The 13,557-nt window shown below is 47.8% G+C and carries 11 protein-coding genes; 10 read left to right on the forward strand and 1 reads right to left on the reverse strand.

Features of this window, described 5'->3' with window-relative positions; translation table 11 throughout:
- The first annotated feature begins 42 nt into the window (after positions 1 to 42).
- Positions 43 to 951: an aldo/keto reductase gene (locus ACUTVW_RS22180; RefSeq protein WP_445647839.1), complete on the forward strand. Its 909-nt coding sequence runs from the start codon at positions 43 to 45 to the stop codon at positions 949 to 951.
- 146 nt (positions 952 to 1,097) lie between these two features.
- The gene (locus ACUTVW_RS22185; RefSeq protein ID WP_445647759.1) at positions 1,098 to 1,424 is read left to right on the forward strand and encodes a thioredoxin family protein; all 327 of its coding nucleotides are present in this window, start codon (positions 1,098 to 1,100) and stop codon (positions 1,422 to 1,424) included.
- A 624-nt stretch (positions 1,425 to 2,048) separates the two neighbouring features.
- On the opposite strand, the gene ACUTVW_RS22190 is transcribed toward ACUTVW_RS22185, so the two are convergent.
- Positions 2,049 to 2,837, reverse strand: a complete 789-nt coding sequence (locus ACUTVW_RS22190) for an undecaprenyl-diphosphate phosphatase (RefSeq protein WP_445647840.1) — start codon at positions 2,835 to 2,837, stop codon at positions 2,049 to 2,051.
- Positions 2,838 to 3,081: 244 nt separating this feature from the next.
- Here ACUTVW_RS22190 and ACUTVW_RS22195 point away from each other — a divergent pair, with 244 nt between their 5' ends.
- The 8 genes from ACUTVW_RS22195 (at position 3,082) to ACUTVW_RS22230 (ending at position 13,483) form a co-directional block, all read left to right on the forward strand.
- Positions 3,082 to 3,714, forward strand: a complete 633-nt coding sequence (locus ACUTVW_RS22195) for a TetR/AcrR family transcriptional regulator (protein WP_445647760.1) — start codon at positions 3,082 to 3,084, stop codon at positions 3,712 to 3,714.
- 143 nt (positions 3,715 to 3,857) lie between these two features.
- Complete coding sequence (locus tag ACUTVW_RS22200; RefSeq protein ID WP_445647761.1) at positions 3,858 to 4,718, forward strand: transporter substrate-binding domain-containing protein; 861 nt, start codon at positions 3,858 to 3,860, stop codon at positions 4,716 to 4,718.
- A 31-nt stretch (positions 4,719 to 4,749) separates the two neighbouring features.
- The gene (locus tag ACUTVW_RS22205; protein ID WP_123065900.1) at positions 4,750 to 5,394 is read left to right on the forward strand and encodes an amino acid ABC transporter permease; all 645 of its coding nucleotides are present in this window, start codon (positions 4,750 to 4,752) and stop codon (positions 5,392 to 5,394) included.
- Between the two features lie 16 nt (positions 5,395 to 5,410).
- Entirely contained in the window at positions 5,411 to 6,157 is a 747-nt protein-coding gene (locus tag ACUTVW_RS22210; protein ID WP_445647762.1) for an amino acid ABC transporter ATP-binding protein, read from the forward strand.
- A gap of 75 nt (positions 6,158 to 6,232) precedes the next feature.
- Positions 6,233 to 6,655, forward strand: a complete 423-nt coding sequence (locus ACUTVW_RS22215; RefSeq protein WP_445647763.1) for an OsmC family protein — start codon at positions 6,233 to 6,235, stop codon at positions 6,653 to 6,655.
- A 258-nt stretch (positions 6,656 to 6,913) separates the two neighbouring features.
- Complete coding sequence (locus tag ACUTVW_RS22220) at positions 6,914 to 8,704, forward strand: sensor histidine kinase (protein WP_445647764.1); 1,791 nt, start codon at positions 6,914 to 6,916, stop codon at positions 8,702 to 8,704.
- The gene (locus ACUTVW_RS22225) at positions 8,697 to 10,304 is read left to right on the forward strand and encodes a response regulator (protein ID WP_445647765.1); all 1,608 of its coding nucleotides are present in this window, start codon (positions 8,697 to 8,699) and stop codon (positions 10,302 to 10,304) included. Before ACUTVW_RS22220 ends, ACUTVW_RS22225 begins: the two co-directional genes overlap by 8 nt.
- Before the next feature lie 170 nt (positions 10,305 to 10,474).
- Positions 10,475 to 13,483, forward strand: a complete 3,009-nt coding sequence (locus tag ACUTVW_RS22230) for a glycoside hydrolase family 2 protein (protein WP_445647766.1) — start codon at positions 10,475 to 10,477, stop codon at positions 13,481 to 13,483.
- Positions 13,484 to 13,557 lie beyond the last annotated feature (74 nt).

Genomic DNA, 13,557 nt, shown 5'->3' on the forward strand with positions numbered 1-13,557 from the left:
AGAGGAGATGCACTTATGGAAAATGGTCGTTTGAACATAACCATGAGAAACAATCGTTTGGGCACATCCGAATTAATGGTGGGAGAGATCGGACTGGGCTGTATGTCGCTTGGAACGGAAGTCAAACCTGCGGTGGAACTGATTCACGAAGCGCTGGATATGGGAGTTAACTTGCTGGACACAGCCGATCTGTATGATGCTGGACGGAACGAAGAGATCGTGGGACAAGCGATCAAAGGGCGCCGGGATCAAGTGATTCTGGCGACGAAGGTGGGGAACCGCCGTATTCCTGGCAAGGAAGGCCTGTCATGGGACCCGTCCAAAGCCTATATCAAGCAGGCTGTGCAGGAGAGCCTCAAACGGTTGCAGACCGATTATATTGATCTGTATCAATTGCACGGAGGCACGCTGGATGATCCAATCGCTGAGACCATTGAAGCGTTTGAGGAGTTGAAGAAGGAAGGACTTATCCGATACTATGGCATCTCTTCCATTCGTCCTAACGTGATTCGGGAGTATGTAGAGAAATCATCCATTGTCAGCGTGATGAACCAATACAGTGTGTTGGATCGCCGGGCTGAAGAGGACGTATTACCTTTACTTGAGCAAAAAGAAATCAGCGTCATCGCTCGCGGCCCGGTTGCCAGTGGTGTACTGGCAGAATCAGGAACAGCGAAGGCGGATAAAGGATATTTGGGCTATACGCCAGAGCAGTTGCATCATATTCGCCAAGGTCTGGCCGGACTGGTCACGGATGATCGCAGTATGGCACAGACGGCAATCCGTTATGCGCTTGCGCACCCTGCTGTTGCTGCTGTCGTGCCCGGGGCAAGCTCCAGAACACAATTGCTGCATAACATTGCTGCTGCTTCGTCAGCCCCGCTCACTACCGCCGAGATTCAGGCCATAAGGGAGCAGAGTCCTGCCAACCGTTATACGCAACATCGCTGAAGGAAGGGTTACCTGTTTTCAAATGTAACTATTTGAAGTACAATAAAGACAGGCAACAGTTGTAGCAAGATGAGTAGCCTGAACCATGAACCATTTCTACCCCAATGAACAACCAATAATAAAACGACATAAGGAGAGAAACTTATATGGAAAGAATTCAAAGTGAACAGCAATACCGCGACCTGATTAACTCCGACGGTTTAACGGTCATTAAATTTGATACAAACTGGTGTCCGGACTGCAAAAACCTGGATCGATTCATCGGTGACGTTATGGAACAGCATAGCGACAAATCGTTCTATGCACTGGATGCGGAAAAGTTCCAGCCATTTGCTGAAGAGAACGGTGTACGTGGCATTCCAAGCCTGCTTGTGTTCCAAAATGGACAAAAGCTTGCCCATCTTCACAGCAAATGGGCAAAAACACCTGCACAAATCTCTGAGTATCTGGAGACGCTTGAATCCAAAGTGTAAGCCGATGCTTAGCAAAACCCCTGCCTGTCTTAGGACAAAGCAGGGGTTTTTGAATTGTAATCGCTTCGATGGCGTTACAGTTTAACAAGTTTACTTCTTTTTGACTAGAGGTTTACAAGCAGAATGCTTGCAATAATCAACCAGTCCAGCAATCAGATTGATGGTGATGGATTCTCCTAGGAGGAAACGGCATTACAATTGTTTGGACAGCAGCAGGAAAAATCTTGTTTAGAATTTGTTCAGTACTGTTCCGTTATACTGATAGAACAAACTGAATATTGGAGTGAACAAGAGGCGCATGAGCAGAGAGATTTTGGAGGAAATGCACCAGCTAAGCCATAACAATGACCGCAGATATCATTTACTGATGATCGGTGTCAAGCAAATGTTACATAAACAGAAGTTGAACAGATATCGATGGCTCGGGAGACTTAAAGAGCGAAAAAGGCAGCGGAGCATACAGGCTGGCCGATGGGAATAACATCGAATTTTTAAATATGCTATAGAATTTCTATGATTACATGTACATAATGAAACATACTAAAATAGCGGCACTGTCTTCCGTACGGAAGCAGAGCCGCTATTTCTGTTTAATACAACTGATCTGTTTGATGTTGATAAGAATTACATCATCAGGATCACGAAAAATACAGCTGCGAGAACAAAACGGTACACAGCAAAGACGGTCAGACTCAATCTTTTCAGAATGGACAGGAACGTCTTGATTGCCAGCATGGCAACGATGAACGCAGCGATAAAGCCGATTGCAAAGATGAGAAAATCATCGCTATTCAGATGATCGATGCTTTTGTACAGGTCATATCCCGTGGCACCAATCATGATTGGAACGGACACGAGGAAGGTGAACTCTGCCGCAGCTACCCGGCTGATTCCGGCAAACAAGCCGCCCGAGATCGTAGAGCCTGAACGGGAGAAGCCTGGCCACAACGCCAAAATCTGAAACATCCCCACAGCAAACGCCTGTTTGTAGGTGATATCGTCAACGTCATGTGTGGTAATACGTGAGCCTTTATGGCTCCAGCGTTCAGCTACGATCATCAATATACCACCGATCACAAGGCTGTACAGTACGGTTTGCGGACCAAACAAGTGAGCCTTGATCCAGTCCCGGAACACGAGTCCGATGACGACAGCAGGAACCATCGCCAGAATAATATGTCCCAGATTGAGGCGGCGGGAATACGGCCTTTTGCCTCCAGTGAAGCGAAACATATCAATGAATTTGTTCCAGTACAGTACAACAACAGCCAGTACAGCACCAAGCTGGACAACCACCTCAAACGTTTTGACTGACTCGTTGTCCTCTGATAGACCCAGCAAGTGAGCTGTCAGAATCATGTGTCCGGTAGAGGACACGGGCAAAAACTCAGTCAAACCCTCGATGATGCCCATAATAATGGATGATATAAAGTCCAATTCTCTTCCTCCTTGAGATGCAGACGACAAGCGATATGGCCTGTCCTGCTATGACGATGTCTGTTCTTTCGAACAAGACTATCCTCTATTATGCTCAGAATGGTCCCTCACTTCAACTCTATGCTTGTAACCCATGGTTTAAAACTATATTGACAAAAACCGAGTTATCCAATAGGATATACATTAACTGACTGACTGATCAATCGGGAGGGTTTGAAGAATGGCTAAACATAGCGGTTTGGAACCCGGAGAAGAACGCCGGGACCAAATTATTCGCATAGCGATGGAACGTTTCGCAACCCAGGGGTATCATCAGACCAAAATCTCTGATATTGTTCGCGAAGCCGGAGTTGCCCAAGGAACCTTTTATTGGCACTTCAAAAGTAAGGAAGCCATTGCCTCCGAGATTTTGTTAACAGGTAGAGAGCAACTACTGGAAGCCATAGGGCAAGGATACCGTAAGGATGCCGGATCGGTTGAGGATATGGTAGGGGCATCGGAGAAGCTATTCACTGCTTTGTTCACCTTTGCTGCACAGAACCGGTATTTCATGGAGTTGTTACTTAAAGGTATTGTGACCGAAGATTCCGTCCAGCGACTGGTTGAGGAGACTCGTAATGCGGTGGAGACAGCGTTCCGCCACAACATGAAGCGAGCTATCGAACTGGGGATGTTGCCGGCAGACATGAATGTGCCCCTCCGTGCGGCATTACTTGTTAGCATGATCGAGGGTATGATCTCACGCTGGTTGTTCGGTTCAGAGGAACTGCACAGCCGGTTCGCGGAGATGAATGCTGCTGAATTGGCAGCTGAAGCGGCGAGTTTTGAGTTTTACGGCCTGCTCGGCACATAAAAGTCGGCAAGGTCGAAGGTTTTATTTTTCAGGCAAAAGAGGCAGATAGATAGACATTCACACTTCTTCACATGATTAAGCCAGTCACAGGGAATAATGGAATCACCAAGAGAACATACGATGAATGAGAGGAAGTTAACGTCATGAATAACACATATGGAAGTAAAATTCGCAAAGGGTGGTCTTTCACCGCAATTCTGCTCATGGTTGTGCTCGTACTAAGTGCTTGCGGCAGCAAACCAGCGGCAGAGAATGGCAATACGAACAATTCAGCACAGTCTGGTGGCAACGAACTGGAACAGATCAAATCAGCAGGTGTGATCAAAGTCGGTATGATGGGTACGTATCGTCCATATAACTTCCTGAATGATAAGAAAGAAATGGACGGATTTGATGCGGATATCGCACGTGAAGTAGCGAAGCGTCTCGGAGTTAAGGTTGAATTTGTATCTCAGGAGTTCTCGGGTCTGACACCAAGTTTGCAAGCGAAAAAGCTGGATGCGATTATCAGCCAAATGACGATTACGGACGATCGTAAAAAGGTACTGGATTTCAGTGATCCGTACATCACCAACCAGGTCAAAATCATTGTCAAAGAAGACAACAACGATATTACGAAACTGGAAGATTTCAAAGGCAAAACGATCGGTGTAGGTTTGGGCACGAATGATGAAACATACCTGCGTAACGAAGTGCTGCCCAAAGTCGGAGATTTTACAATCAAAACGTATGATGATGTTATCTCATCCTTGAAAGACCTGAACGCAGGACGGATCGATGCAACGATCAACAACCTGTATGCGTTGAAACCGATTGTGGATGCCAATGGATTCAAAATTAAAGCTGTTGGCGAAGCAATCAAGAGTGACCAGGCAGGTATCGCAGTACGCAAGGACAACCCTGAGCTTGTATCTGCACTGAACGATGCATTGAAAGGCATGAAGGATGACGGCACGTACAATACCATTTTCAAAAAGTGGTTTGGTGAAGAGCCTGCGCAATAATGAACCAGCAAGGCGAAGGGAAGTTTGATCCATGGAACTGATATTCGAGAATATCCCCTTCTTTCTGAAGGGGGCTTATTATACGCTTTATGTTACGGTGATCTCCATGTTTTTTGCCTTTATTATCGGGGTGCTTGTAGCTATTGCCCGGCTTAAAGGGCCGATGTGGTTAAGGCTGATCGCCAGATTTTATGTATCCATCATGCGGGGAACCCCGCTTCTCGTGCAATTATTCGTTATCTATTACGGGCTTGTAGACTACGGCGTAACTCTCGGGTCACTAACGGCCGCTTGTCTGGGTCTCAGTCTGAACGCGGGGGCGTTCCTATCGGAAACGTTCCGCGGTGCGATTCAAGCGGTGCCTAAAGGGCAAACGGAAGCGGCATACGCTACGGGCATGACGCCGGCTCAGGCGATGAGACGTATTATTTTCCCGCAAGCCGTACGCATTGCCATTCCACCGATGGGCAATACCTTTATTGGTATGCTCAAGGAAACATCACTGGTGGCGGCTATTGGCGTTACGGAGTTGCTGCGTTCTGCACAGCTTCTGGTGTCGCAGTATGCGCTGAACATGCCATTTTATCTGGCAATCGGCGTGATCTATTGGATTATGAGTATCGGCTTCTCGGCCATTCTGGAACAAGTGGAGCGCCGGCTTGCCCGAGCTTACTAAAGGGGGAGAGAACCGGGTGATTACAACAACTGGATTAACGAAACGTTTTCAAAATCATGAAGTGCTCACCAATATCGATATGCACGTTGATGCGAAAGATATTGTTGTCCTGCTAGGGCCTAGCGGTTCAGGCAAAAGTACACTGCTTCGCTGTCTTAATGGGTTAGAGCAGTTGTCCGGCGGACAGATTGAAGTGAACGGCATTGTGGTGAACAGTGCAGATCCGCTGCGCGTTCAGCGTGCCAGGGTGCTGGAGATTCGTCGTCAGACCGGCATGGTGTTCCAGCAGTTCAACCTGTATCCCCATAAGACGGTGCTTGGCAATGTAATGGAAGGTCTTGTGACGGTGAAAAAAATAAAACGGGACGAAGCCGCCGAGCGCGGACGGCTATTGTTGGATCGTGTGGGTCTGTCGGACAAGCAGGACGCTTATCCTTCCCGTTTATCAGGTGGACAGCAGCAGCGCGTAGCGATTGCGCGGGCACTGGCGATGGAGCCGGAAGTGATGCTGTTTGACGAACCGACTTCAGCCCTTGACCCCGAACTGGTCGGAGAGGTGCTGTCGGTCATGAAGGAGTTGGCGCAGGAAGGCATGACGATGCTAGTCGTGACACATGAGCTGAAATTTGCCCGGAATGTGGCGAACAAAATTGTCTTTATGGCGGACGGTTCCATTGTGGAGACAGCAAGCCCGGTAGCTTTTTTCGAACATCCGGAGCAAGAGCGCACACGCCAGTTCCTGCGGCAGATTACCGAATTTTAGGCTCCCCAGCGATGGGAAGGTTATTCTGTAATCGGAGTGTATGTGTAAACACTATATAGAAAGAAGGGAAACACCATGAATGTAACAACAGTATGGAAGGGAAAACGCGCGTTTACCTCCGAAGGACCTTCAGGGTATGCGGTAGGCATGGATGCCACAGCGGCATATGGCGGTGACAGCCAAGGAGCTACGCCGATGGAATTGTTACTCGCTGGGCTTGGCGGCTGTATGGGAATCGACATTACGATGATTCTGGATGCTTTTCTGGACAAGATCGATTCGATTGAGATTGAAGCGCAAGGTACACGCAGCGAGGAGATGCCCAAAGGTTTTACGTCCATCGACTTGATTTTCAAAGTAGACGGCGATATCCCGGATTACCGAATCTGGAAAGCCATCCAAATGGCCGAAGAGAAATACTGCGCGGTTTCTGCATCACTCAGCGCAGATATCCATCCGAAGCTGATTCTTAACGGCGCAAGCACACCTCGTCCTTAAGATACAACGTGAACTTTTACATCGAAAACATGTTAAAGCGAATATGAAGGCATTCCCAATCAGGGGAGTGCCTTTTTGGCATCTGCATATTTTTTTGATTAGGAACCTAGACGCCTGTAACAACTCCGTTCTATATCTCCTTTTTAATGTCAAATTGTACGCTGCATTTATATGGTATGATGGATGCGCAGGTGAGAATGACCTGCTTTGGATGATCGAAAGTTGTAAGCGCTTATACAGATGACGGAAGGTGCAGATATGTTAAAACGGCTGATTCGAATATCAAATGATCTGAAATTAAAGCATAAATTGCTTATTTCCTATGTGCTTGTTGTCATGATTCCAGTGCTGATTATCGGCTTGGCGGTCACCAGTTATTTTCGTCAGCAAGCGCTGGATAATGCCATTGGACAGACGATCATCAATGTGGATAAAATCAAAAGCCAGACGGCAACCATGCTGCGTGTGCCTACCGACATATCTAATCTGCTTATGTTTAATACCGATCTCAAGGAGATCGTAAATCGGCAGTATAAGAGTGTGGTGGAGCTGACCTCAGCTTACCTCGCGTATAAAGATTTTCAGGAATACAGGCGGCTATACCGAGAAATTGCGGGTATTCGTTTTTACTCAACCAACCCGACATTAATCAACAATTTGGAGTTTATTCCGGTCAATGAGCGAACCAAGGAGAGTTATTGGTACAAGAAAGCGCTCGAAACAACGAGCATTGGCTGGTTTTATATCCCTGGCAACGAAGACAATCCGGTTCACCGGTTAAGTCTGGTGCGCAAGGTTCCTTTTGCCGAATATAAGACCGAAGGGGTACTGATGATTGTAATCAATCAGGAAGAACTCAACGGTTTGTTGCGACAGGAGCAATTCGAGACGTTGATTACGGATGAGCAAGGGTATGTTGTGGCAGCAAAAAATACCGAACTGGTCGGCAAAACGCTGGACGAACTGGATTTCGGCGTCGACCTGCAGAGTCAACCCAAAGGCACTATTGAAGCTGATTTTCAGGGTGAACCCTCCAATATTGTGATTGATGAACTGGGGCCGGGGTCAAGCTTTAATAAACTGAAGGTCATCACGGTGTTTGCTACCAAAAATATTGTCAAAGATGCCAACCGGATTAGCCAGATCGGCATGATTTTTATTACCTTGGTGCTGGTGATTGCGCTGCTGCTGGTGTATATCATTTCTTTCCTCACCTCGAACCGGCTGCTCCGGCTCAGTAAACATCTGAACAAGCTGGCTCTTGGGGATTTGAATGTCACTTCGCGCATTGACGGGAACGATGAGATTGGACAATTGTCGCGCCAGTTCAATTACATGGTGAAAAGTATTAATGAGCTAATGTCCCAGGTGGTCGAAACAACAGAACAGAACAACCAATTGGAAATCGCCCAGAAAGAGATTAAACTGAAAATGATGGCTAGTCAGATTAATCCTCACTTTTTGTTTAATGCACTTGAATCCATTCGCATGAAGGCACATATCAAGGGAGAAGCCGAGATTGCGAATATTGTCAGGCTGCTAGGCAAGCTGATGCGGAAAAGTCTGGAGATTGGCAGCGGCAAAACGACCTTCCGGGCAGAACTGGAGATGGTACGTTCCTATCTCGAAATTCAGAAATTTAGGTATGGAGATCGGCTGGCGTTTGAGATACTTCTCGATCCTGAGGTGGAGAAGATGTATATTCCGCCGTTGATCATACAGCCGATTGTGGAGAATGCGATTGTGCATGGACTAGAAAATAAAGAAGGAACTGTGCAGGTGCATATTCACATTGTTATGAAGGACGGACTGGTTCAGGTTCGAGTGAAAGATGATGGGGCGGGCATCACGCCGGAACGGCTTGCAGAGGTAATGCAATTTGTCAGCGGCCCTGAAGAACAGGAGAAGAGCCGGATTGGGATACGGAATGTGCATCAGCGTTTGACTTTGACGTACGGAGAAAATGCGGGATTACAGATCAACAGTGTGTATGGGGAAGGAACGGAGGTTTCTTTCACCTTACCAGCAGGAGGGAACCAGCATGTATAAAGTATTGTTGGTAGACGATGAACCAAGCATTCGCGAGGGACTGACCACGATTATCGATTGGGAAAAATACCGCTTCCAGGTCATGGCTACAGCCGGAAGTGGGCGCGAGGCGATCGCGTGTTTCAACGAAATGAAGCCGGACCTGACCATTATTGATATACGGATGCCAGGCATGAATGGCCTGGAAGTCATCGAAGAGATCCGTCAGCATGAACCGGAGGCGCATTTTCTGATTTTGAGTGGTTATGCTGACTTTGATTACGCCAAAAAAGCGATCAGCTTCGGCGTGGATGGTTATCTGCTGAAACCGGTGGATGAAGAAGAGATTATCGCTGAACTGGAACGCATTGCGGTGCAGCTTCATCAGGAACGTGAAACGCAGACTCGCTATGCGGGTGAAGATACAGTATACAGAGAACATCAGATTGAAGCGCTACTGTACGACTCTTTGCAAGGTACAGGGAGCAAAGAAGAGGACAGTCTTGGACTTCACTGGCCGCAGTATCAAGTCATTTTGCTGGAGATTCATGCTGCGCTTGATCTGCAGCGGGGCAATGAGATGAAGCGCAAACTGATTGAAACCTTTGATCAGAAGGAAAGAGGTATCGTATTTTCATATCATTCCGGTTTGGGGCTATTAATTAAAGAAGCGGTTATCCAGAATTCCTCAGCACAGAGTCTCTATGGTGAATTGCAAACATTACTTGCAGAATGGAATGTGCACATGTACGCTGCTGCTGGAGAACCGGTACAGTCTACAGCGGAGATTGCCAGATCTTACACACAGGCGAGCAGCCTGCTTGCAGAACGTTTTCTGTTTACAGAGCAACGGATCAAACGCTGGGATGAAGCGCGTCTTTCTCCCACAAGTACGGAAAGAGACGGAAGGATAATCGAAGCAGACGGAGTACAGGAGCCTGACGAAGTTGAGTTGGCGGACAAGTTATATTACGCCCTGGATATACGCAGCAATGAATCGGTCATGCGTGTACTTGAAGAGATGCAGGAACGTCTGATTCCGTATCACTGGACAGAGCAGGCAATCAAGACCGTATTCTCTCAGGTGTTTTCGCTCGCATTCAACAAACTCGCGGCAGCTAATCAACATATGCAATCCATTATGCAGGAGCACTCCGTGCTGATTAATGAAGTATACCATCAGTTGACGATGGCTGATCTTAAAGTAATGGCGACGGAGCACCTGAATCGTCTGATTCAGCGTATGGGCGGAGGCAGCACGGACACGGTGATGAAACAGATGATTGAATTCATTCAGCGCAATCCGGGCGAGAATCTGAAGTTAGAGGTTCTGGCTGAGGTATTTAATTACAACAGCAGCTATCTTGGAAAATTGTTCAAGAATCATACTGGCGAATCTTTTAATGCTTTTCTGGATAAAGTTCGGATCGAAAAAGCAAAAGAATTACTTGATGAAGGGTTGAAGGTTCATCAGGTGGCATCCAGAGTAGGTTATGCCAATGTGGACTATTTTCACGGTAAATTCAAGAAATACGTAGGCGAATCCCCTTCGGCATATAAACAATCCAGAACGCAATCTCTTACGAGGGAAACGAATCATGATGACAACGAAGATGAATAACCCACGGTGTTCCGGGGAGTTACCGACTACATTATTTATCGAACCATCTACGGGGATGATCTTAATATAATCCAAGCACTTCCTGGAATAAACAATGTTTTATGAATGCCTTACACCTTAGACTGACTGTACAAAGTACAAGAGTCCAGATGAAGGGATGGCTGCAGGATATGAATCGGACGGATCTAGCTGATGTACGTTATACGGTGAATTTGAACGGTACCTGGCAGTTTCAATTAGCTGAGCCGACTGGAGAACCAAGAGAACGACGGAACGCTGCGCCATGCAGCCCTCCACACCAGGATGATGCCTTATGGAATACAATTCAGGTTCCGGGGTCATGGGAAGAGCAGGGGTACGGAGAAACACCAGAGTATGCCAGAATCGACACATGGACCAAAACTCGTGAGTATGAGGGATCAGCCTGGTATGCTCAGGATATGGATATCCCCCCTGATACACAGAACGGGCACTATGTATTTAGACTGCAAGGGGTACGCTGGACATCAAGGCTCTGGTTCAATGGGAATGAAGCAGGCGAAAGGGACAGTCTGCTTACAGAACAGACGTGGGATGTAACGGATTGGGTAAAGCCAGGGAAGATCAACCGTGTGGAGATTTGGGTCGATAATTCGATGAAGCTTCCTCTCGCGGGCAGCCACATCCATTCTTTGCATACGGCTACGGCCTGGGGAGGTATCACAGGAGGAGCTTATCTGGAAAGGCTACCGGTGAGACGGATACATACTGTGGGTATTGAACCTGATCTTGCCGATGGAACGATAGCCGTTCAGTGCACGGTGAGAACTCCTATTCCAGTCTCAACAGCATCGCTACACTTGCTGATTGATATCCAACATCCAGACGGCACATGGCTCCAACGCGAGCATCATCATATCTATTGTGAGGGAAACAGTGTAAGCGCAGGGTGTGATGACCATATCGGGAGTGACAGGGTGAAGGCAGACCAGGTTATTACGTCATGCCACATTGCACTGGGTGCATCGAGCCCCGTCGTCTTGTGGAGCGATGAGAACCCGGCCTTATATCGGGCCGTGATTCGACTGCAGGAAGGTGAACAGGAGCTTGACCGGGTGGAGCAGCGGTTTGGCATGCGATCTTTTGCAGCAATGGGAAAACAGCTTCTCCTGAATGAAACGCCGGTCTTTCTGCGTGGATATGTGGACTGTTGCATTTTTCCGCTTACGGGATATCCGGTCTGGGATTACGAGCATTATAAGAAGCAGTTTCGCATGGCCAAGTCTTACGGCTTCAACCATGTGCGATTACACGGGTGGAGTCCACCGGAACCGTTCTGGGAGGCTGCCGATGAAGAGGGGATGCTTGTACAGGCGGAGCTACCGCACTGGTCACGCTTTTATGAGAAGCGGGATGTATCAGCTCCTCCTGAAATCCAGACATATCTGACACAGGAACTGGATCGGCTGCTGGAGGCATTGCATCGTTATCCTTCCTTTGTTCTATTCTCACTGGGCAATGAGTTGATTGGTGCGAACGGGCACCCTGAACTGAATATGCTGATCGCAAGAGCGCGGGAAAAAGACCCGTCCAGGCTGTATACGGATAATACCGGATTTGGACAGCTTCCACCTCAAGGAAGAGAGGCCGATTATTTTATTCAGTCATTTAACTGGCATCCCCCGCTGGAATCCGTTTTGTCGGCTGTGCCGGATACTACGCTGGATTATCATGCGGTTACAAGGCTTGCATCACATCCGGTGATCGGGCATGAACATGCGCAATTTACGATGTATGTACGTCCGCAGGAACGAGAGAAGTATACGGGTGTCCTTCGTCCCACATGGTTAGATTCTGTCGAAGAGTCGCTTACACGTAAAGGCATGATAGCCAAGCTGGAACAATATCAGCAGGCAACGGCCACACATCTGATGCGATCGCTTAAAGAAGCGATGGAGCGAGTGCGACGTACTTCAGATGCAGCGGGTATTCAGCTGCTGGATATTCGTGATTTTCCGGGGCAGGGGCATGCGACCACAGGTTTTCTGGATGTCTTTTGGGAGGATAAAGGAATAACTACACCGGATGAAGTGAAACAATTTAACGCTGATATAGTTCTTCTTCTGAGTTCGCGAGAGCGCACGTACTATGCGGGAGAACCCATTGAAATCGATGTGCGTATATCCCATTACGGTAAAGCGGTCTTAAAGAATGCTGCCATTCACTGGAGAATGGTTATGGATGAAGTAGTCCTTGTTGAAGGAGGATGGAGCTGCGGGGATATCCCGTGTGGTTCGGTCATGTCTCTTGGAAGTGTGAAGGTCAACGCACCTGTCGAGAGTGTATCTGCTTTTCGAGTGGAGGCCGAGCTGCGTTGCCAGAATGTGAATGATTCGATTCATCCCGGTAGCTCTGGTCATTCCATCGCGCGATCATCTAATCGTGAGGCAGTCGTTACGGCGGCTCAGAATGGTTGGCATGGTTGGTTTTTCCCGCTGATGCAGGTGGAGAGCGAACGTCATGGAGATATGAAGCGTATCTGGAATACGGTAAAGGAGTTAGAGCCTCTGTTGGTCGAATCGTATCATGATTGTGCAGATCATGTGGATGGCTTTCGGTTGTTAAATCAAGGTCAGCATGACCTGTTGATCGTGAAGTCACTAACTTCCAATGTGCTGGATGTTCTCTTGAATGGCGGTAGGGTTTGGCTTATGCCAACTGCAGCGGATCTGTATGATTCGGTGGAAACGAAGTACCTGCCGGTGTTCTGGAATTATCTCATGTTTGCTACCCAGCCGGGCGCTACGATGGGCATGCACATGGAGAGAGAAACGGCTCTTCTCGGAGCCTTTCCACAGGATGGAGCTTCGGACTGGCACTGGTATCATCTTGTGAATGGTACGCCAGCCATATGCCTGGATACCATGCAGGAAGTTACACCGCTGATCGAGGTGGTAGATCATTTTCACCGGGCGAAACGGCTGGCTTATGCCTTTGAGGCGAGAGCTGGAAAGGGCCGCATGCTGGTGACCTCTTTTCCTTTTACCGATACAGCCTTAATGAAACGTCCGGAAGCTGCTTTTCTTTTTCAAGAGATGTTGTCTTATGTCCGCGGAGAGCGATTTCAGCCAGAAAGCTCCGTTACTTCTGCCGAGCTGTTAGGCATTTTCAAACTTCAACCCATTCAATTTACTTTGTGATCAATGGGATGCATCGAGAGACCTGTGAAGGTCTCTTTTTTGCTGCGTAAAAAGTGAGGTGAACGATTTCTAAA

This window comes from Paenibacillus sp. TSA_86.1, from assembly GCF_052691815.1.